Source organism: Pseudomonas triclosanedens (genome assembly GCF_026686735.1).
GTDB lineage: Bacteria > Pseudomonadota > Gammaproteobacteria > Pseudomonadales > Pseudomonadaceae > Pseudomonas > Pseudomonas triclosanedens.
This window is the reverse complement of sequence record NZ_CP113432.1, coordinates 4036969-4058195: the sequence shown is the minus strand read 5'-3', so window position 1 is coordinate 4058195 and position 21227 is coordinate 4036969. Positions and strand designations below refer to the sequence as shown.

The following is a 21227-nucleotide window of genomic DNA, read 5'->3' as shown; positions in this document are numbered from 1 at the left end:
CGGGAAGCGCCCGTGAAAGGGGACTCAGTGATGCCCGCAGAGGGCGTCGCGGCCCTGCTCGCCGAGGATGTTGAACAGGATGTTCAGTACCACGGCCCAGATCGCGGTCATCGCGATGCCGCTGTGAGTGATTGGCTCCATCCACTGGGGCAGTGCGGCGAAGAAGTCCGGGCGTACCACCGGAACCATCCCCATGCCGATGCTCACCGCCACCAGCAACTGGTTGCGGCGGTCGACGATGTCCGCTTCGTGGAGGATGCGGATGCCGCTGGCAGCGACCATGCCGAACATCGCGATGCCCGCGCCACCCAGTACCGCCGGCGGAATCGAGGCGACCAGGAAAGCGGCCTTGGGCAGCAGGCTCAGGGCGATCAGGAAGAACGCGGCGGCGGCGGTGACGTAGCGGCTGCGCACACCGGTCATTTGCACCAGGCCGATATTCTGGGCGAACGAGGAATGGGTAAAGGTATTCATGAAGCCGGCGACGAACGATGCGCTGGCATCGCACAGCAGGCCGCGGCGCAGGCGGTTGGGGCAGATTTCAGTCTCGGTGATCTTGCCCAGGGCGAGGAACATGCCAGTGGACTCGACGAAGATGATCACCACCACCAGGCACATGGACAGCACGGGCGCCAGGTGAAACTCCGGCGTGCCGAAGTGCAGCGGCGTAACCACGTCGAACCACGGGCGCTGCTCGATACCATCCAGGCTGACCATGCCCATGCTGGCGCCGATGATGTAGCCCAGCAGCATGCCGATCAGTACCGAGACGTTGACCCAGAAGCCTTTCAGGAAACGGTTGATCAGCAGGATCACTGCCAGTACGAAGGAAGACAGCGCCAGGTATTCGATGGCGCCGAAGTTGACAGCGCCCTTGCCGCCGCCAGCCCAGTTGATGGCCACCGGGAACAGGCACATGCCGATGGAGGTGATTACGGTACCGGTCACCAGCGGCGGGAAGAAGCGCACGATGCGGCTCATGAATGGCGCGATCAGCATGCCGAAGAAGCCGGCGGCGATGGTGGCGCCGAAGATCCCGGTCATGCCGACACCTGGCATCCCGGCCATCGCCACCATGCTGCCGACGGCGGCGAAACTCGCCCCCATCATGACCGGCATACGGATACCCACCGGGCCGATGCCCAGCGATTGCACGAGCGTGGCGATGCCGGCGACCAGCAGGTCGGCATTGATCAGAAAGGCGATTTCTTCGCGGGACAGGCCGGCGGCCTGGCCGACGATCAGCGGAACGGCGACGGCGCCGCCATACATCAGGAGAACGTGCTGGAATCCGACCAGCAGCAGTTGCAGCAAGGGCAAACGCTGGTCGACAGGCGAGCCGGGAATGCGGCGCTCAGTTACCACGGACATGCAACACCTCAGTTTTTATTGTTGTCAGTCGCTGGCTGCCAGATTGGACGTGGCAGACGGGAAATACTGGCCATCATTCACCCCCGGGGCCGAGCGGGTGAAGCGGTGCGGGACTTTATAACTTCGATGTGTATCGTGTTCAATCGTTTTTTGTATACAACTGGCTGGTCACGTTGTGTCTCTTGAGTGCTGCATAGCTCTAGGCCGCGTGTTGCGGGGCTCTCAGCTTCGTGTAGCCATTTGTCGAATGGACTACATTTTTTGTTTCAACGGCATTTGCGCGTGCATAACGCAGTGTGGACAAGATCCGCTGCTGCGAGGTGGCGCCGAGCTGTCCGCAGGAGCGGCTCGGCGCGGTCATCCTCTGGTTCCGATCCCGGCGTGCGATGTTCTCGCTGGAGCAACTGACCTGATGCGTGCGGCGCTGCCCGGGTTGGCAGGCATAAAAAAACCGCACCCGAAGGTGCGGTCTTTCTGGCCGTGCCGCAGGCTCAATTAACCTGGGCGCCTTTGGAAATCCAGTCTCCCACGAGCTTGCGCTCTTCCGGGGTCATCTGGGTGATGTTACCCAGCGGCATTACCTGCGAAGCCACCGCCTGCGCCTGGATGCGCGGGGCGAGTTGCTGGATCTGCTGCGGGGTGTCGAACATCACGCCGGCTGGCGCAGTGCTGAACATGTTGCTGGTCGGCTTGGCCGAGTGGCACACGGCGCAGCGCTCCTGGATGACATGGTGGACCTTGTCGAAGTTCGTGTCGGGAGCGGCGGCGGAAGCCTGGGCCGGAGCCGGCTCGGCGGCGGGTTTGGCAGCTTCTTCCTTGGCGCGTTCGGCGGCAGTCTTGCCACCGATGGCGGTTTCCGGCAGCGGCTGGTATTCGACCTTGGCGGCCTGGGCGCCGGCGGCGTTATCGCTGCTCGGCCAGTTCGGGCCGGTGACGAATGCCAGGGCGATCATGCCGACGGCGCCGGCGGGCAGGGCCCACGCCATGCCGTTGCCTTCGTGGCGGGTGTTGAAGTAGTGACGCACGATTACCGCCAGCGCCGCGATGCACGCCAGGATCAGCCAGTTGTAGTGGCTGCCGTAGGTGCTCGGGAAGTGGTTGCTGATCATGATGAACAGCACCGGCAGGGTGAAGTAGTTGTTGTGGCGCGAACGCAGCAGGCCCTTGGCCGGCAGTACCGGGTCGGGCTCGCGGTTTTCTTCGATGGCCTTAACCAGCGCGCGCTGGGCCGGCATGATCACGCGGAACACGTTGCCCACCATGATGGTGCCGATGATGGCGCCCACGTGCAGGTACGCACCGCGACCGCTGAACACCTGGCTGAGCAGGTAGGCGGCGAGCACCAGCAGGGCGAACAGGATGGCGCCGAGCAGGGCAGGGGTCTTGCCCAGCGGCGAGTCGCACAGGGTGGAGTAGATGAACCAGCCGGCGATCAGCGAGCCGATGCCGATGGCAATGGCGGCGGCCGGAGCGAGGTCGCTACCGGGGGCGATCAGGTAGAGGGTCGGGTTCAGGTAGAACACAATGGTCAGCAGGCAGACACCCGACAGCCAGGTCGAGTAGGCTTCCCATTTGAACCAGTGCAGGTTGTCCGGCATTTTCGGCGGGGCGAGCTTGTACTTCTCCAGGTGGTAGATACCGCCACCGTGGATCGCCCAGAGGTCACCGGAAAGCCCCTCGCGCGGGTTGGCGCGGTTGAGGTTGTTTTCCAGCCAGACGAAGTAGAACGAGGCGCCGATCCACGCGATACCCACGATCATGTGGATCCAGCGGACGAGCAGGTTCAGCCATTCGATGAGATGTGCTTCCACAGTTTTTTACCTCTTGCCCGGACTTTGCCGTCGCAATGCGCGGGCCTCTCTTATTAGTTCAGTTTCCACCTGTGCGTGTCTGCGTGCTGATGATGCTGCGTTGAAAGCCGGCCCGGAATGCTCATTTACAATCGCAAACTGCGCTTGCCTCGCCGGCTTTCGCCTTGCCTCATCGTCACTCGACGACGCTCAGTCGGAACCTCATTGGGGGTCGAGGAGGAGCTGTTCGTCCTCGGTGAAGAAATGCTCGTCGCAGTTGTTGCCAGAACCGCTGCGATCGACCACCAGGAAGTCATCCCGCTTTTCGATCGTCAGCACCGGGTGGTGCCAGACGCCGCGGTGGTAATTGACGCCCTGCTTGCCGTTGGACAGGAAAGCGCGGACGAGGCCCGATACAGGTACATCGCCAAGTGGCGCGACCACGATCAGAAAGGGGTTGCCGAGCAGCGGTATGAACGCCTGGCTGCCCTGCGGATGGCGTTCCAGCATGCGGATGCGCAAGGGCATCTCCAGTGACTCGGCGCTGAAGATGCTGATGATCGCCTTGTCATCGGGCTGCGCCGTTTCGACGGTGGCGAGCTTGTGATAACGGCGGGTTGAGCCGTTGTTGATCATGAAGAAATCGCTGCCTTCGGTCTCGATGACATCACCGAACGGGGCGAAGGCTTCCTTGGTCAACGGCTCGATCTTCAGGGTACGCATGGCTGGTCTTCTTATATCGTTGTTCGCTTGGGTCCCTTCGAGGAGAAGGGCGTGAAGGTCCGCTCGCTCAGAGCTGCTGCAGGCGGAACATCGCGATCTTGTTGATCTCCGCTAGGGCGGTCTGGAACTCCTGCTCCGGCGTGTTGTGGATGCGCTCTTCGAACGCAGCCAGGATCTGGTGACGATTGCTTCCCTTCACTGCCTTGATGAAGGGGAAGCCGAATTTGGCCTTGTAGGCGTCGTTCAACTGCGTGAAGCGGGCGAACTCCTCGGCGGTGCAGTCCTGAATGCCGGCGCCGGCCTGTTCGGCGGTGCTGGAGGCGGTCAGCTCGCCACGAATCGCTGCCTTGCCGGCGAGGTCCGGGTGCGCGTTGATCAATGCCAACTGGGCTTCGCGGCTGGCGGACAGAAGGATGTCGGCCATGCGCTGCTGCAGCAGCTCGATGTCGTTCAGGCTGTCGTCGACACCCAGGTCATAGGCCTTCTCGGCGACCCACGGGGAGTGCTCGTAGATGTCGGCGAAAGCGGCGACGAAGGCGGCGCGGTCAAGGCTGGCCGGGGTCAGGGTCTGGAAGCGGCTCATGCCTTGTTCTCCTGCGCTTTGAACGGGTGGTTCTCGTACCAGTGCCTGGCGATGTCGACGCGGCGGGTGATCCACACTTTCTCGTGACCTTTAACGTACTGGATGAAACGCTCCAGCGAAGCCATACGCGCCGGACGGCCCAGCAGGCGGCAGTGCATGCCGATGGAAAGCATCTTCGGCGCACCCTCGGCGCCCTCGGCGTAAAGCACGTCGAAGGCGTCCTTGAGGTACTCGAAGAAGTCATCGCCCTTGTTGAAGCCCTGCACCTGGGTGAAGCGCATGTCGTTGGTATCCAGGGTGTAGGGGATTACCAGGTGCGGCTTCTCGGCGGTGCTGGCCGGGTCCCAGTAGGGCAGGTCGTCGTCGTAGGTGTCGGAGTCGTAGAGGAAGTTGCCGTCCTCGCGCACGATGCGGCGGGTGTTCGGGCCCAGGCGGCCGGTGTACCAGCCTTGCGGGCGCTGGCCGGTCAGCTCGGTGAGAATGCGCACGGCCTCGAACATGTGCTCGCGCTCCTGCGCTTCGTCCATGTACTGGTAGTCGATCCAGCGGTAGCCGTGGCTGCAGATCTCGTGGCCGTCGGCGACCATCTGGCGGATTGCCTCGGGGTGGCGCTGGGCGGCCATTGCCACGGCGAACACGGTCAGCGGCAGGTCGTACTTCCTGAACAGCTTGAGCAAGCGCCATACACCGGCACGGCTGCCGTACTCGTACAGCGACTCCATGCACATGTTGCGTTCGCCCTTGAGCGGCTGGGCGGCGACCATCTCGGAGAGGAAGGCTTCGGATTCGGCATCACCGTGCAGGATGTTGCGCTCGCCGCCTTCCTCATAGTTGAGGACGAAGGACAGGGCGATGCGGGCGTCGTTCGGCCAGTGCGGGTGGGGGATGTTATTGCCGTAACCGATCAGGTCGCGTGGGTAGTCAGCGCTCACTGCAGTGTTCCTTCTTGTGGTTGGCGGTCTGCGCGGTGTCGGTAGACTGGCGCGGCCGTTGATGGGCGTATTGTATACAAATTGTTTGGCAATCTGTAAATACAATCCGATCGCCAGTTTTTCTTCTTCCTCTTATGGCCGCTGTCGTCGCTGTCAGCAACGATCTGTCCCGCTCCAATGCGCCCAGAGCCTGCCATTTCTCCGGCGTGGTTCTTTGAATGGTTGGGCGCGATGAAGTCTTTTCGGCTGACTGGAAGATTTTTTTGTATACAATCGGTCGGGTGGCTGGTTATATTCGGTTCCGCACAAACGCACTTGCCGGCTGTCCGAAGGTCAGCCCGCCGAATTCGAATCAACCCGATACAGGAGGAAGATGTCGGCCGGTTCCGCCGGAGACATCGAAGAGCTCATGGGACGCTTGACCACTCACGTACTGGATTCCGCCCACGGCTGCCCCGGCCACGGCATCAAGATCGAGCTATACCGCGTGGAAGGCCAGCAATTGGAGCTGGTCGCCACCCGTGTGACCAATGACGACGGACGTTGCGACGAACCGCTGTTGCAGGGCGAGGATTTCCGCGCCGGCGTCTATCAACTGTTGTTCAATGCCGGCGACTACTACCGTGCCCGCGGCGTCGCGCTGCCGCAACCGGCGTTCCTCGACCAGGTCGTGCTGCGTTTCGGCATCGCTTCCGAGGCCGATCACTACCACGTGCCACTGTTGATTTCCCCCTACAGCTACTCGACCTATCGCGGTAGCTAGCCCCTGCGCAGGATTCTTCCCGGACTCTTCGTGGAGTCTTCCTCAGCCCGCCCACACTGCGGGCTTTTTTTTGCCCGCGCACCGCGGCGTGCAAGGGTGGCAAGACGTTCTAGGCTTTGCTGAATCGCGGAGATTCCGGGAAGTACAGCATGGGCAGGATCCTGATCGTCGACGAGCAGCCGGTGACCCGGCAGGCGCTGAGGCAAATAGTTGAGAGCGAGGGGCTGGAGGTCATCGCCGAGGCAGACAACGGAATGGATGCCCTGCAACAGGCCCGCCAGCATCGACCCGACCTGATGATCCTCGAACTGTCCATTCCGCGCCTCGGTGGTCTCGAAGTATTGCAGCGCATGGCCGTTCAGCAGTCGCCGGTGCGTGTGCTGGTGCTCACGTCGCAGGATTCGGAGTACTTCGCTGGCCGTTGCCTGAGCGCCGGGGCGTCCGGGTTCGTCAGCAAGCACCAGGATGGAGAAGTGGTGCGCGAGGCGCTCAGGGCGATCCTGCAGGGCCACAGCTTCTTCCCGGCCCATGCCCTGGGCAGCGTGAACAGTACCGAGGCGGGGGGGGCGGAGGATCTGCACAGAGGGCTTTCGGTGCGTGAGGTCACGGTCCTGCAGATGCTTGCCCGAGGCCTGAGCAACATCGCTATCGCCGAGCAACTGTCCCTCAGCGACAAGACCGTCAGCACCTACAAGGTCCGGCTGATGCAGAAACTGCACGCCAAGTCGCTGGTGGAACTGATCGATATCGGTCGACGGCACGGTGTGCTGGCCGGTGGAGCGGGAGAGGGTACCGCCGGCGGTCCCCAGGGGCTGGACGACGAGCAGCTCAGCGAGCTGGAGCGGCTGCGCAAGATGATCGAAGCGATGCCGGACCCGATGACCATCCGCACACTGGATACGCGCATCCTCTATTCCAATCGCGCTTTCCAGGAAATGGTCGGGCTGAAGGCCGACAGCCTGATCGGCCTGCGCATGACCGATATTCCGGGGCTGCTGGACGAAGAGGAGGCCCCGGTGATCCAGCGCCTGCACAGCGAGGCGATCGGCAGGGGCGAGCCCTACGAGATCGACCTGCTGCTCAGGCTGAAGTCCGGGCCGCGTTTCATTCACCACTGGGGGCGGCCGTACTACGGCAGCAACGGCCAGTTGATCGGCGCGATCTGCGGCTCGATGGACGTGACCGAGCGGGATCGCCTGCTCGCCGACCTGCGCAATGCCCACCAGCGCGCCGAGGCAGCCAACCGCAGCAAGATCCAGTTCCTCACGAGCATGGGCAATGAGCTGTCGTCGCTGCTGCAAAGCATCGTCTCGATGGTCGATCTCTCGCTGGCGCAGGACGACCCGGCTCAGCGGCGCGAACCGCTCCACGTGGCGCGTGCCGCCGCGAGCAACCTGCTGGGTATGCTGGACGATCTGCAGCAGCTCAATCGCCTGGAGAGCAAGGCCATTCGCCTGGCGCCGGAAGTGACCGACCTGCGCGCGCTGGTCGAGCAGCAGTTGGGCGTGGTGCGCGAATCGGCGTGGGCCAAGGGCCTGGCGCTGGAAACCGACTTCAGTATGTGCCAGAGCTCCAGGGTCTGGGTCGATCCGCTACGTATGCGGCAGATTCTGCGCAACCTGCTGGATAACGCGGTCAGGTACACCGACCAGGGGTTCGTCCGCGTCGTGCTGAGCGCCCGCGCTGGAGGAACCGGGATGGTCGAGGTCAAACTCGAAGTGGAGGATTCCGGGATCGGCGTGGCGGCGGACGATCACGCGCGGATCTTCGAACCATTCTCCCAGGCGCTGGATGCCAACCGTGTGCGGCGTGGCGGGACGGGCCTGGGGCTGGCCCTGTGCAAGGGGCTGGTCGACCTGATGGGCGGGGGAATCAGCCTGCAAAGTCAGGTGGGTGTGGGAACCCGTGTAGCCGTCATGCTGGTGCTGACCAGCGCGCAAGCCTGAGCTTCGGCCGAAGGCCCTGCACAAAGAAACGACCCCGGCGAGCGCCGGGGTCCTTGTATTGCGGGTGCCGTATCGGCTCAGAGGAAGATGAACTTGGCCACGAAAATGGCACACAGCGCATACAGGCTCAGGGTCACGTCCTTGTGGCGGCCAGTGAAGACCTTCATCGCCACATAGGTTACGAAGCCCAGTGCGATACCGTCGGCGACCGAGAAGGTCAGCGGCATCATGATGACGGTGACGATCGCCGGAATGGTTTCGGTGTGCTCGTTCCAGTCGATGTGGGCCATGCCGCCCATCATCAGCATGGCGACATAGATCAGCGCGCCGGCGGTGGCATAGGCGGGGATCATCCCGGCCAGCGGGGCGAAGAACATGGCCGCGACGAACAGCAGGCCGACGACAACGGCGGTCAGGCCGGTGCGGCCGCCCGCGGCTACACCTGCGGCGCTTTCCACATAGCTGGTGACCGGCGGCACGCCTAGCACCGCGCCGACGGCGCTGGAGGTGCTGTCAGCCTTCATGGCCTTGGACAGGTTCTCGATGCGGCCGTCCTCGCGGACCAGGTGCGCGCGCTGCGCCACGCCCATCAGGGTGCCGGCGGTGTCGAACATGTGCACGAAGAGGAAGGCCAGGATCACACTGATCATGGTCACGTTGAACGCCCCGGCGATATCCATCGCCATGAAGGTCGGCGCCAGGCTGGGAGGCATGGAGAACACGCCGCCGAACTTGACGATGCCCAGGACGATGCCGATCACGGTGACGGTCAGGATGCTGATCAGGATGCCACCGAACACGCGGCGGTATTCCAGCACCGCGATCATCAGGAAGCAGATCGCGGCCAGCAGCGGACCGGCGCTGGTCAGGTCGCCCAGGTGCACCAGGGTGGCCGGGCTCGCGACCACGATGCCGGCGGTCTTCAGGCCGATCAGGCCGAGGAACAGCCCGACGCCGGCTCCCATCGCGAAGCGCAGGCTGACCGGGATACTGTTGAGCAGCCATTCGCGCACGCGGGAGAAGGTGAGGATCATGAACGCGATGCCGGAGATGAACACCGCGCCCAGCGCGATCTCCCAGCTGTAGTTCATGGTCTTGACCACGGTGTAGGTGAAGAAGGCGTTGAGGCCCATGCCCGGCGCGAGACCCACCGGCCAGTTGGCGTACAGCCCCATCAGGAAGCAGCCCAGCGCAGCGGCCAGGCAGGTCGCGACGAACGCGGCGCCGTGGTTGATGCCGGCGTCGGCCATGATGTTGGGGTTGACGAAGATGATGTAGGCCATCGTGATGAAAGTGGTGAGGCCGGCGGCGAGTTCGGTCTTCACCGTAGTGCCATGCTGGCTGAGCTTGAACAGGCGTTCGAGCAGGCCGGTGGCGGGGGGGCTGGCTGAATAGGCTTGTTGTTCTTGTTTGGTGCTTTCCACAGCGGTACTCCTCAACGCTCTTGTTGTTGGTCCCTTGCCGTCGGCTGGTTCACCTGCGTCCCTTGCGCTAACGGAAAGAGTTGTGAGGGTGTGAATGTTGACCTTTGGGTCAGGAAGTCACGCCGCGATTATGCAGTTGTGTACAAAAACTTCAAATAATGTTTCGTGCCCTGCTGAAAGATTTTTACAAGCAAAGCATCGGAATGGTCGCAGGCTGATTGTCGCCATGTTCCTTCGCCGCGCGGCATTGGCGCCGATGGCGAGTCGCGCGCGACGGCTGCACGATAGTGGCCACTTTGTGTACACTGTCGCCCATGCCTGGCCGCGGCCAGCTCTACTTCAGCCCCCACGGATTTCGCGCCGGTTCACTCCGGCTGAGCAGGGTTCGACTCCGATGACCGACCAGTTGCAACAGATCAGGAAGCAGCCGCGCAATGGCAAGAGCCGCAGCGGCACTCAGGACGAGATCGTCTACGCGCACATCTTCGATGCCATTCTCGAGCAGCGCCTGGCACCCGGTACCAAGCTGAGCGAAGAAGCCCTCGGCGAAATCTTCGGGGTGAGCCGCACCATCATCCGTCGCGCGTTGTCGCGCCTGGCCCACGAACAGGTCGTGCTGCTGCGACCCAACCGTGGCGCGGTGGTGGCCAGCCCGAGCATCGACGAAGCCCGGCAGATCCTCTTCGCCCGCCGCACCGTCGAGCGCGCGATCACTGAGCTGGCGGTAGACAACGCCAGCAGCGATACCCTCGCCGAGCTGCGCGACATGGTGAAGCAGGAGCAATCCAGCTTCGCCCGTGGCGACCGTGGCGCCGGTATCCGCCTCTCCGGCGAATTCCACCTCAAGCTCGCCGAGATGGCGAAGAACGCGCCGCTGGTCAGCTTCCAGCGCAGCCTGGTCTCGCAGACCTCGCTGATCATCGCCCAGTATGAAAGCGGCGGCCGCTCGCACTGCTCGTTCGACGAGCACAACGAGATCCTCGATGCCATCGAGAAGGGCGACAAGGAAAAGGCGGTGACGCTGATGATGCACCACATGGCGCACATCGACGACAAGCTGAACCTGGATGTCGATGGCGCCTCCGGCGACCTGCACGCGGTGTTCTCGCACCTGCTGGCAGGCAAGAAGAAGCCGCGCCGCAGCAAGGCCGACGCCGATTCCGCGGCCTGATCGCCAGGCAGAAAAAAGCCCCGCAAATGCGGGGCTTTTTCATTCCGGCGTCGTCAGTTCTTGAACGCCGAATGCTTGCCGCCCTGATCGAACGACGCGGCGATCACCAGGGTCACTGCGGCAACGAAGAGGATCGCGATCACCCCGGTCGTGGAGTGGGTCGGCGACGATGCCACCAGCGATAGCGCGCCCAGCGGCGCCAGGCCGCCCGCCACCGCGGTGCCGATCTCGCGGCCGGTGCCCACGCCGGAAGAGCGGGTGTGGGTGGGGAACTGGCGGCTGAGGAAGGAGCCCTGCGGAGCGAACATCATCGGCGCGAGGATGCCGGTGCCGATGCCCAGCGCCACGTAGATCCACAGGCTCTCGCCGGTTTCCAGCAGCGCCATGAACGGGTAAGCGCAAATTGCCGAGAGTATGCCGCCGGCGATCAGCACCTGCTTGCTGCTGTAGCGGTCGCACAGGCGGCCGAACAGCGGCACGGCGAAAATGGCGATGAAGCTGGCGATGGTTACCGACAGCGACGTGACGTTGGCCGTGACGTGCTTGTACTGGGTCAGATAGGCCAGGGAGAAGGTCTTGAAGATGTAGCTCAGCGCGTTGTAGCCGATGGCCACGAAGAACACCACCAGCAGCCCCTTCAGGTCGTTGCGGAACAGTGCCAGCAGCGGGACTTTCTGTACGCTGTGCTCGTCGTGGCTGACCAGTTCGCCGGCCTTGGCTTCGTGCAGTTCGCTGTATTCCGGGGTTTCCGGGATACTGCTGCGTACCCATAGGCCCACGCCCACCAGCACGATGCTGGCGATGAACGGGATGCGCCAGCCGCCATCGAGCAGGAACTGGTCGCCGTTGAGGGTCAGCGCATACACGGTGAGCGAAGACAGCAGCAGGCCGAGGTTCAGGCCCAGCGCCGGCCAGGCGCCCTGGCTGCCACGCTTGCTTTCGGAGGCGTGTTCGTAGGAGGTCACCGCGGCCGCGGCCAGTTCGGCGCCGGCGCCCAGGCCCTGAACGATGCGGATCGCCACCAGCAGGATCGGTGCCCAGATGCCGATGGTGTCGTAGTTGGGAATCAGGCCGATCAGCGTGGTGCACACACCCATCAGCACGAAGGTCACCACCAGCATCTGCTTGCGGCCGAACTTGTCGCCCATGTGACCGAACAGCATGCCGCCGAATGGGCGGGCGATGAAGCCGATGGCGAAGGTGGAGAATGCCAGCAGTGTCGCCGTTTGCGGGTTGCTCGGGTCGAAGAAGATCTTGGCGAAGACGATCGCGGCCATCGTCGCGTAGAGGTAGAAGTCATACCACTCGAGCATGGAACCGACGATGGTGGCGGCGGCTACCTTGCGCAGACGGGTCTTTTCCTGGGCAGGCGTTTCCCGCAAGGACGCGGGCCTTGTTGCAGTCATCTGTTGTTTTCCTTGTGTGAATGACGAAGTCGGGCGTTGGCTCAGGCCTGTTGCAGCAGGCGGTCGGCGATCATTTCGCCGATGGGGATGGCCGAGGTGGCGGCCGGCGAGGGCGCGTTGCAGACATGCAGCATGCGTGCTGTTTCGAGGAACAGGAAGTCATGCACCAGCGTGCCGTCACGCATCACCGCCTGGGCACGGATGCCGGCCTCGATGGGCTGCAGGTCATCCAGGCGCAGGGACGGGCAATACTTGCGGCACTGCTCCAGGTAACCGGCCTTGAACAACGAGTTCTTCATCTCGGCCAGGCCCGAGCGCAGGTTGGCGCCGATGGTTTTCCAGAAGCCGGGGAAGCGTGCGTACTCCATTACGTCGGCGAGCTGCATGGAGAACTTCGGATAGCCCTCGCGGGCGAAGCCGAGCACTGCGTTGGGGCCGACGGTGACGCTGCCGTCGATCATCCGCGTGAGGTGGATGCCGAGGAACGGCAGTTCCGGGTCCGGGATCGGGTAGATCAGATGCTTGACGATGTCGCTCTTGCTCGCCGGCAGGCGGTAGTACTCGCCGCGGAACGGGATGATCTGATGCTGCGTCTCGATACCCGCCAGGCGCGCCAGTCGGTCTGACTGCAGGCCGGCGCAGGCCACCAGCTGCCGTGCCGTCCAGCTCTGGTCGCCAGCGCGGATGTGGACGCTGTCGCCGCCCTCGCGGATCGCATCGACCTTCACGCCCAGGCGGACTTCGCCGCCGCTGCGCTCGATGACTTTCGCCATCGCCTGGCAGACCTGGCGGTAGTCGACGATGCCGGTGGTGGAGAGGAACAGGCCGCCGAGCCCGACGATGTTCGGCTCGCGCTCGCGCAATTCGCCGGCTTCCACACGCTTGACGTCCAGGCCGTTGAGCTTCGAGCGTTCCAGCAGGGCGTCCATGCGTTGCAGTTCGAGGGTGCTGGATGCCACCAGGAGCTTGCCGCAGACGTCGTACGCGATGCCGTGCTCGTCGCAGAAGTCCTTGGTGGCCTGGGCGCCGCGCTTGCAAAGGTCTGCCTTCAGGCTGCCCGGCGCGTAGTAGATGCCTGCATGGATGACGCCGCTGTTGTGGCCGGTCTGGTGGCGGGCGAGGCTGTCTTCCTTTTCCAGCAGGAGCAGCGATGCACCGGGGCGCACCTGCAGCAGGCGCATGGCCGTGGCCAGGCCGACGATGCCGCCGCCGATGATGCAGAAGTCGTAAGTCATTGTTGTTTCTCTTGTACTGCGGTCGGGTTGTCAGACTTTTATATCTAGGTCAGGTTGTCTGACAAATTGAGCTGGTGGTGATTAAATCAGGTTGTCAGACAAATTTCGAGTCCGACTTATGGATGAATTTGTTTCAGTGGGGCAGGGGCGCCAGTTCTATTCCCAGGCGCTTGGCCGAGGTGCGCAGGTGGTTCTCGGCGCAGTTCGCGGCGGCGTCCGCATCGCCGGCGGCGATGGCTTCGTAGAGCGCGCGGTGCTCGTTCTGCGCAGGAGACGAGCCGCCCTTGAGGCTGGCGGAGTTCTCCCAGGCGGTACGCCGGGTGTGCGCCAGCTGGCCGCCGAGGAAGTCGTGGAAGGCCACGAAGTAGTCGTTCTTGCAGGCCGCGGCGATGGCTTTGTGGAACTCCACGTCGGCACCGCCGGAGCGGTCGAAGTCGGCGCGGTGCTCGTCCATCACCTTCAGTGCCTCGGCCATGCGCGCCAGGTCGGCGGCGCTGCGGCGCTGGGCGGCGATGCGGGCGGCCTGGATCTCGATCCATAGGCGCATCTCGAACAGTTGCGCCAGCCCTTGGCCGCCATCGTTGCGTCCGGGCAGTCGAAACACCGTGCCGCCGGGCGTGCCGGAGATGAACGACCCGCTGCCCCGGCGACTGACCAGTACGCCGTCGGCCTTGAGCTGGGCCACCGCTTCGCGCACCACCGAACGGCTGACGTTCAATTGTTCGGCGAGCTGGAACTCCGTGGGCAGGCGCGAGCCGGCGGGCAGGCGGCCGGAATCGATTTCACGGCGCAGGGAGGCGACCACGCGCTCCACCAGGGAGTCGGGGCGTTCGAGTTCGATCATGGAATTCATCAGGTTGTCGGACTGGATGACATATAGCGTGGCTGATCGACGCACGCCAGGCAACCGCCGCGTCAGCAGCGGCGGACGGTGGTGTGCAAGCGGGCGCTCACTGCGCCGCCAGCTTCTGCTCGCCGGACACCGCGCTATGGGTGTCGATGCGGGCGATCACCGACATGCCCACCCGCAGTTTCTCGCGTAGCGGCTGATCGGCTTCGAGGATGATCTTCACCGGGATGCGCTGGACGATCTTGGTGAAGTTGCCGGTGGCGTTGTCCGGGGCGATGGGCGCGAAACTCAGGCCGGTGGCCGGGGCGATGCTGTGGACGTGGCCGCGCAGGGTCTCGCCGGGGAAGGTGTCGATGCTGATCGCCACGGCCTGGCCGGGGTGCACCTCGGTCAACTGGGTCTCCTGGAAGTTGCCCACCACGTAGGCGTCCTGCAGCGGCACCACTGCCAGCAGGGCGTTGCCCGGCGTGGTGTAGGCGCCCACGCGCACCGCGCGGCGGCCAACCATGCCGTCGAAGGGCGCGCGGATTTCGCAGTACGACAGGTTCAACTGTGCCTGCTGCAATTGCGCCTCGCCGCGTTTCAGCGCGCCGAGGGTCTCGGCCTGCTGCGCCAGCAGCACGTCGAGCTGCCTGCGGGCGGCGAGGGCGGCGGCCTTGTCCTTCTCCAGCACGGCTTTCGAGGAGTCCACGCGCGAGCGTGCCTGCTGGGCGTTCTGCAACGTGCCGGCGCCCTGGTTGGCGAGATGGTCGTAGCGTTGCAGTTCCTGCCGGGCGAAGGTCAGCGCGGCCTGGTCGGCCTCAACCTGTGCGGCGCTCTGGGCGATCACCGCCTGCTGGCGTTCGAGGTCGGCGGCGACATGCTGGTGGCGAGCCTGCGCCGCCAGCACATCGGCCTCGGCGGCGGCCAGCGCGGCGCGGTAGTCGCGGGCATCGATGCGTGCCAGGACCTGGCCGGCCTTCACCGGCTGGTTGTCGTCCACCAGTACTTCCTCGATGAAACCGGCGACCTTGGGCGCCACCAGTGTGAAGTCGGCGTGGACATAGGCGTCGTCGGTGCTCTGCTCGCGCGCCGGGCCGAGCAGGCGCAGCAGCAGGTAGACGACAAGGGCGAACAGCAGCACGGCGACCAGGGCCAGGCTGCCGCGGCGGGAGGCGATTTTCGACATGGGCAGACCTTCGAATCAGTGGGTGGGAATGACAGGGCGCGGCGGATAGACCCGCAGCGGCATCAGTGGAATCAGGATGAGCAGGGCGGCGGCCAGCCAGGACATCGCCAGCAGGGTGTCGGAGGCGGCGAGCACGCTGGCCTGGCCGCGCACCTGGGCGGCGAGCTGGCCGACATTCTCGGCGCCGCCCAGTTGCTCCAGGCGCAGGCCGACGGCTTGTGGAACATGGCCGAGGTGGTCGACCAGGCGATTGGAGTGGTGGTGTTCGCGCCAGGTCATCAGGAACGACAACACCGCGCTGCCGAGCACTGCCGAGAAGGCGCGCACGCTGTTGAACCAGGCCGAGGCGAACGGTCCTTCCACGGGGGCCACCACGCTGGTGGCAGACATCAGCAGCGGCACCACGGCCATTGGCTGGCCGATGATCTGCAATGCCAGCAGGGTGTAGAAGTTCTCCCGCGTCCATTCGCTGGTCAGTTGACTCATGCCGAATGCAGACAGCCCACACAGGCTGATGCCGATGGCCAGCACCCAGCGGCAATCGACCCGCGGGATGTTGCACAGTGCCGCCACCAGCGGCAGCGAGATCAATTGCGGCAGCGCCACCAGCAGCGCCATCGGTGCCGATTGCAGCGGTCGGTAACCGTGGGCTGAGGCGAGGTAGGACGCCGGCACTCCGGCGCAGGCGCCGAGCACCACCAGCACGCCGGCCAGGGTGACCAGCGAGTGGGTGAAGTTGCGCCGCTTGAGGATATCCAGGCGGAAGAACGGCAGCGGGTGCGTCCATTCGTTGATGAAGAACGCCGCCAGCAGGCCGCCGCCACCGATGACCAGCAGGGTGACCAGGTCGGATTCGAACCAGTCCAGGCGCTCGCCCTGTAGCAGGCCGACCACCAGCATCAGGAAACCCGGCACGCCGAGGATAAGGCCGAGGTAGTCGAACTGGCCGAAACGATCCAGCCGCAGCGGGTCCTGCGGGATACCCCAGGCCACGGCGGCCAGCGCTGCCGCGCAGAGCGGGATGACTTGCCAGAATACCCACTGCCAGCCGACGAACTCGGTCCATAGCGCCGCCAGCGGCATGCCGAGGTTGGGTGCGAAGGTCGCGGTGAGCGCATAGGCCCCCAGGCCATAGAGCTTGATGCCGGGCGGCAGGAAACGCAGCGCGACGGTCATCAGCATGGGGGGCATGCAGCCGCCGGCGAAGCCCTGCAGCAGACGCAGCAGGTAGAGCGTCTCGACGTTGGGTGCGAAGGGACAGAGCAGCGCGAGCAGGGCGAAGCAGGCAATGGCGCCGAGGGTGAAGCGGCGTAGCGAGACGGTGACCGAGAACCACGGAGCGAACGCCATCGCCGCCACTTGCGCGGCGGAGTAAAGGGCGAGCAGCCAGGTGCCTTCATCGTGGCCGATGGACAGCGCACCGCGTACGTCGGTCATGGCGAGGTCGGTGACTTTCTCGTTCAGGCCGGCGCTGATAGAGGCGATCAGCACGCCCAGCATGCCGACCACGATGCGCAGGCCGAACGGCTGCACCGCCGGTTTGGCGGGAGCGCTGGCGGAAACCTGGACGAGCGCGGTCATGGCTGGCCTGCCGGGAGGCAGCCGGAACCGCCACGTGTGGGCGGTGGTGTGCAAGGCATAGGAAATGACTCGGGTATTTGCACCGAGTCTAGGGAAGGGCAATAGCTGTGAAAATTGAAATGATTACAACTAATCAGTGCGTCTGGTGCACTGGTTGCTGTTTCAACTCAACAGTCCCGAACTCTCGCGCAGTTCGATGCATACGTGCTTCACCGTCTGCCGCAGCCAGCAGTGCGCCGGGTCGTTGTCGAAGCGCGGGTGCCAGGCTTGCAGGATCACTACTGACTTGAGCGGAAGCGGGATGTCGAACTTGCGCAGGGCGAATCCCAGGCGGTCGAGGCGCCAGAGCGAGTGCTCGGCGATCGGCAGCAGCAGGTCGGATTCCAGCAGGGCGAAGATCGAGGAGTGGAAGGTGGGCGCGATCAGGCGGACATCGCGCTTGAGGCCCAGGTGCGCCAGTTCCTCGTCGATCGGGCCGAGGGAGCGGCCGCGCCGGGACACACTGATCTGCGGATAGGCGGCGAAGCGCTCCGGGGTTATCTCGCCATCGAAGATTGGATGGTCGCGCCGCGCCAGGCCGACGAAGTTGGTGGTGAACAGCGTCTGGGTGCGGATTTCCGGCTCCAGGGTGGAAGTCGCGCCGATGTAGAGGTCGATGCGATTCTGCCGCAGGGCTTCGTCATCGAAGTCCGCTTCGGGGGCGATGCGCAGGCTGCAGCGCGGCGCTTCATCGCGCATCACTGCCAGCATGCGCGAGGCGAAGCCGCCGACCAGCACGTTGTTGGAGCGCAGTACGAAGCAGCGTTCGAGCTGGTCCATCTGCAGGTTTTCCCTGGCGTTGAATAGGCGCATGGCCTGTTCCACCAGTTCGCTGACCTCCTCGCGCAACTGCAGGGCGCGGGGTGTCGGCACCAGGCTGCGCCCGGCGCGCACCATGATCGGGTCGCCCACCGCTTCGCGGATGCGCGCCAGCGTGCGGCTCATCGCCGGCGCGCTCAGGTGCATGCGTCGCGCGGCACCGACCACGCTGCCTTCTTCGAGCAGGATGTTGAGGGCGACCAGCAGGTTGAGATCGGGCAGGGCCATGACGACTCCGTTCAGGCAGGCTGTGGATACATGTTCCGTTGCGATGGGCTCGCCGGGCAAGCGTGCGTTTGGCGCAATGGTCCATTACGTTTCGCGTGCCTTTACGGGGCGGGAGTGGCCCCGAAGAATGACCGCTGGTTTTGCGTTCACGAGGAGTAGGGCATGTTCAAGCGGATTCTGCTGGCGATCGACGGAGCGGCGCAGTCGGCGCGGATCATCGCCACGGCGGGAGAACTGGCGCGGTTCAACGGTGCCGAGTTGCAGGTGGTCTGCGTGGTGGACCGGGCCTTCGCCATGCCCAGCCAGGACGTGCTGGAGTATCCGCCGGCCGAGCAGGAACAGCATGAAGCGCAGGCGCTGGTGGATGACGCGGTGGCGAGGCTGCAGCCCAGCGTCGCGCAAGGCGCGGTGGTCGCCGGCGACCCGGCGCGGGCGATTCTGCGCGAGGCGGAGCGGTTCGAGTGCGACCTTATCGTGATCGGCCATCGGCACCTGGGACGGATCGAGCGGCTGCTCGATCCGTCGGTGGGGCAGCGGGTGATCGAGCGGGCGCCGTGCCCGGTACTGGTGGAGGTGCGGGAGTAGCCAGCGGCGCGGTGCGCGATCATCGCGGACGTGCGCTTGTTGGTGGCTCAGCAGATGTGGGTCGCAGAAGGGTACGGCGCGAGGCGATATCCATCGAGTGGCCGGTGAATCGGTCGATGGAGCTCGCTTCGCTCCACCTGTCCTGCGAGCGTCTTCGGCAGGCGCTGCTTTTGCGGGTGCGGGCTTCGTCCGCGATTGACGTGCAGGGGCGGTGAATGAAAAGCGGCCGCGGCGCCGGATTGGTCCTGAGCGAGGCTCCAGCACCGCGACCGTAAGGGTCAACCGCGGCGATGCACGCTGCGGCCATGCGCGAAGGTTTCCTTCACGGTACGGTCGTCGCCGAGGATGACCAGCGCGAAAAGTTTCTCTTCGAGAGTCCGGGCCTGTTGCAGGCGGTAGTCCAGCAGCGGGGTGGCCTTGTAGTCGAGGACCACGAAGTCCGCCTCGTTGCCCCGGGCGAAGCTGCCGACCTTGTCCTGCAGCTCCAGCGCGCGGGCGCCACCGAGGGTGGCCAGGTACAGCGACTTGAACGGGTCGAGCTTGATGCCTTGCAATTGCATCACTTTGTAGGCTTCGTTCAGCGATTGCAGTTGGGAGAAGCTGGTGCCGGCGCCGACGTCGGTGCCCAGGCCGACCTTGACCTTGTGCCTTTCCAGCTTCGCCAGGTCGAACAGGCCGCTGCCCAGGAACAGGTTCGAGGTCGGGCAGAAGGCCACGGCCGAACCGGTTTCGGACAGGCGCTGGCATTCGCCATCACACAGGTGCACGCCGTGGGCGAACACCGAGCGCGGGCCGAGCAGGCCGTGGTGGTCGTAGACGTCCAGGTAGCCCTTGCGCTCCGGGAACAGTTCCTTGACCCACTCGATTTCCTTGAGGTTTTCCGACAGGTGCGTGTGCAGGTACACGCCCGGGTGTTCCTTGAGCAGGCGTCCGGCGATGTCCAGTTGTTCGGGGGTACTGGTCGGGGCGAAGCGCGGGGTCACCGCATAGAGCAGGCGGCCCTTGCCATGCCAGCGCTCGATCAGCGCCTTGCTGTCGATGTAGCTGCTTTGCGCGGAGTCGGTCAGGTAGTCCGGGGCGTTGCGATCCATCATCACCTTGCCGGCGATCAGGCGCAGGTCGAGTTTTTCGGCGGCGCCGAACAGGGCGTCGACCGATTGCGGGTGCACGGTGCCGAACACCAGTGCGGTGGTGGTGCCGGCGCGCAGCAGTTCCTTGAGGAAGATGCCGGCCACGTCGGCGGCATGGGCCGGATCGGCGAACTGCTTCTCGGTGGGGAAGGTGTAGGTGTTCAGCCAGTCCAGCAGTTGCTCGCCATAGGAGGCGATCATGCCGGTCTGCGGGTAGTGGATATGGGTGTCGATGAAGCCGGGGGTGATCAGTGCGTCGCGGTACTCGACCACTTCCACGCCGCCCAGTTGCGGCAGCAGGTCGGCGGCGTTGCCGAGTCGGGATACCTTGCCGTCTTCCACCAGCAGGATGCCGTCCTCGAAGTACTGGTAGGACTTCTCCACGCCGACTTCGGCGGGGTCGGCGACGCTGTGCAGGATACTGGCGCGGTAGGCTTTGGCTTGAGTGCTCATTGATCTCTCGCAAATCGGAATTGGCGCGTCTTCGGACGCTATTCGATGGGTATCGCTGGCGCTCCACCCATCGCGAAGCCAGGCACGTTGAAAATCAGGCGCCGCTCTCGGCGGTGCGTGCGCGGCGGCTGCCGGGTAACAGTTTGGCCACGGTGTTCTCGCCCTTGCCGGTCTCCTGACCGAAGGTGGCGTTGTAGGTGGCGATCACCTCGCCGGCGATGGATACGGCGATTTCCACCGGCAGTTTGCCTTTGACTTCGCTGATGCCCATCGGGCAACGCATGCGTTGCACGGTGTCGCTGGCGAAGCCACGGTCGCGCAGGCGATGCTCGAACTTGGCACGCTTGGTCTGCGAGCCGATCAGGCCGAAGTAGGTGAAGTCGTTGCGCTTGAGGATTTCGGCGGTCAGCTCAAGATCCAGCGCGTGGTTGTGGGTCATGACGATGAAGTAGCTGCCGGCGGGCATTTCGGCAACCTCGTCGATCACCTCTTCGTTGATCACTTTCTCCACGCCGTCGGGAATCCGCTCGGGGAATTCCGTCTCCCGCGAGTCGATCCAGCGCACCTTGCACGGCAGGCTGGAGAGCAGGGGAACCAGCGCACGACCGACGTGTCCGGCTCCGAATACGGCGATGTGCGCCTGCGGCTGGCCCATCGGCTCGAATAGCAGGACGGTGGCGCCGCCGCAGCACTGGCCGAGGCTGGCACCGAGGCTGAAGCGTTCCAGGCGCGGTTCGCGCTCGCGGCCCAGGAGCATCTCGCGGGCGATCTGCATGGCATTGAATTCGAGGTGTCCGCCGCCGATGGTGTCGTAGGCCTTGTCGGCGCTGACGACCATTTTCGAGCCGGCGTTGCGCGGGGTCGAGCCGCGTTCCTCGATGATGGTCACCAGCACGCTGGCTTCGGCGCGCTGTTGCAGGTCGGCGAGGGCACTGATCCAGTTCATCGTTACGAACCTCGGAGGTTGGATTTTCGCAGGGGCGGGCGTTCGCGGTGGCATCCGGCTCAATGTGAACGGAATCCGCTGCTG

18 protein-coding genes are annotated in these 21227 nt (G+C 64.5%); 4 read left to right on the top strand and 14 right to left on the bottom strand.

The features are described from left to right. Positions 1–24: 24 nt before the first annotated feature. From OU419_RS18745 to puuE, 5 genes are all read right to left on the bottom strand, one after another. A complete protein-coding gene (locus OU419_RS18745; protein WP_254475882.1) occupies positions 25–1371 on the bottom strand; it encodes a nucleobase:cation symporter-2 family protein in 1347 nt (448 codons plus the stop codon). Between the two features lie 491 nt (positions 1372–1862). Next, a complete protein-coding gene (locus tag OU419_RS18740; protein ID WP_254475880.1) occupies positions 1863–3182 on the bottom strand; it encodes a urate hydroxylase PuuD in 1320 nt (439 codons plus the stop codon). Between the two features lie 201 nt (positions 3183–3383). After that, positions 3384–3884, bottom strand: a complete 501-nt coding sequence (locus OU419_RS18735; RefSeq protein WP_254475879.1) for an ureidoglycolate lyase — start codon at positions 3882–3884, stop codon at positions 3384–3386. Between the two features lie 67 nt (positions 3885–3951). After that, on the bottom strand, positions 3952–4467 hold the full coding sequence (uraD, locus tag OU419_RS18730; RefSeq protein WP_254475877.1) for a 2-oxo-4-hydroxy-4-carboxy-5-ureidoimidazoline decarboxylase: 516 nt from the start codon (positions 4465–4467) through the stop codon (positions 3952–3954). Continuing rightward, the gene (gene puuE, locus OU419_RS18725; protein WP_254475875.1) at positions 4464–5399 is read right to left on the bottom strand and encodes an allantoinase PuuE; all 936 of its coding nucleotides are present in this window, start codon (positions 5397–5399) and stop codon (positions 4464–4466) included. Before puuE ends, uraD begins: the two co-directional genes overlap by 4 nt. Before the next feature lie 409 nt (positions 5400–5808). Between puuE and uraH the strand changes: the two genes are divergently transcribed. Further along, positions 5809–6162: a hydroxyisourate hydrolase gene (gene uraH, locus OU419_RS18720; RefSeq protein WP_254476098.1), complete on the top strand. Its 354-nt coding sequence runs from the start codon at positions 5809–5811 to the stop codon at positions 6160–6162. Positions 6163–6311: 149 nt separating this feature from the next. Further along, positions 6312–8108, top strand: a complete 1797-nt coding sequence (locus OU419_RS18715; RefSeq protein WP_254475873.1) for an ATP-binding protein — start codon at positions 6312–6314, stop codon at positions 8106–8108. 77 nt (positions 8109–8185) lie between these two features. Here OU419_RS18715 and OU419_RS18710 read toward each other — a convergent pair whose 3' ends face one another. Continuing rightward, positions 8186–9532, bottom strand: a complete 1347-nt coding sequence (locus OU419_RS18710) for an NCS2 family permease (protein WP_254475871.1) — start codon at positions 9530–9532, stop codon at positions 8186–8188. 394 nt (positions 9533–9926) lie between these two features. On the opposite strand from OU419_RS18710, the gene OU419_RS18705 reads away from it, so the two are divergent. Beyond that, positions 9927–10703 (top strand): GntR family transcriptional regulator, encoded by a 777-nt coding sequence (locus OU419_RS18705; RefSeq protein ID WP_254475870.1) that lies wholly within the window; start codon positions 9927–9929, stop codon positions 10701–10703. A 53-nt stretch (positions 10704–10756) separates the two neighbouring features. Here the strand turns inward: OU419_RS18705 and OU419_RS18700 are convergent, their stop codons facing one another. The 6 genes from OU419_RS18700 to OU419_RS18675 form a co-directional block, all read right to left on the bottom strand. Further along, on the bottom strand, positions 10757–12109 hold the full coding sequence (locus OU419_RS18700; RefSeq protein ID WP_254475868.1) for an MFS transporter: 1353 nt from the start codon (positions 12107–12109) through the stop codon (positions 10757–10759). 41 nt (positions 12110–12150) lie between these two features. Further along, a complete protein-coding gene (gene lhgO / locus OU419_RS18695; protein ID WP_254475867.1) occupies positions 12151–13344 on the bottom strand; it encodes an L-2-hydroxyglutarate oxidase in 1194 nt (397 codons plus the stop codon). A 133-nt stretch (positions 13345–13477) separates the two neighbouring features. Further along, the gene (locus OU419_RS18690) at positions 13478–14188 is read right to left on the bottom strand and encodes a FadR/GntR family transcriptional regulator (RefSeq protein ID WP_254476097.1); all 711 of its coding nucleotides are present in this window, start codon (positions 14186–14188) and stop codon (positions 13478–13480) included. Positions 14189–14294: 106 nt separating this feature from the next. After that, positions 14295–15362 (bottom strand): HlyD family secretion protein, encoded by a 1068-nt coding sequence (locus OU419_RS18685; RefSeq protein ID WP_254475866.1) that lies wholly within the window; start codon positions 15360–15362, stop codon positions 14295–14297. Positions 15363–15377: 15 nt separating this feature from the next. After that, positions 15378–16943 carry an MFS transporter gene (locus OU419_RS18680; RefSeq protein ID WP_254475865.1) on the bottom strand — a complete coding sequence of 522 codons (1566 nt, stop codon included), beginning with the start codon at positions 16941–16943 and terminating at the stop codon, positions 15378–15380. 162 nt (positions 16944–17105) lie between these two features. Next, entirely contained in the window at positions 17106–18029 is a 924-nt protein-coding gene (locus tag OU419_RS18675) for a LysR substrate-binding domain-containing protein (RefSeq protein ID WP_254475864.1), read from the bottom strand. 162 nt (positions 18030–18191) lie between these two features. Here OU419_RS18675 and OU419_RS18670 point away from each other — a divergent pair, with 162 nt between their 5' ends. Beyond that, a complete protein-coding gene (locus OU419_RS18670) occupies positions 18192–18614 on the top strand; it encodes a universal stress protein (protein ID WP_254475863.1) in 423 nt (140 codons plus the stop codon). A 278-nt stretch (positions 18615–18892) separates the two neighbouring features. Here OU419_RS18670 and guaD read toward each other — a convergent pair whose 3' ends face one another. Further along, the gene (gene guaD / locus OU419_RS18665; protein WP_254475855.1) at positions 18893–20197 is read right to left on the bottom strand and encodes a guanine deaminase; all 1305 of its coding nucleotides are present in this window, start codon (positions 20195–20197) and stop codon (positions 18893–18895) included. Between the two features lie 94 nt (positions 20198–20291). Then, entirely contained in the window at positions 20292–21143 is an 852-nt protein-coding gene (gene xdhC / locus OU419_RS18660) for a xanthine dehydrogenase accessory protein XdhC (RefSeq protein WP_254475853.1), read from the bottom strand. Positions 21144–21227: the final 84 nt, after the last annotated feature.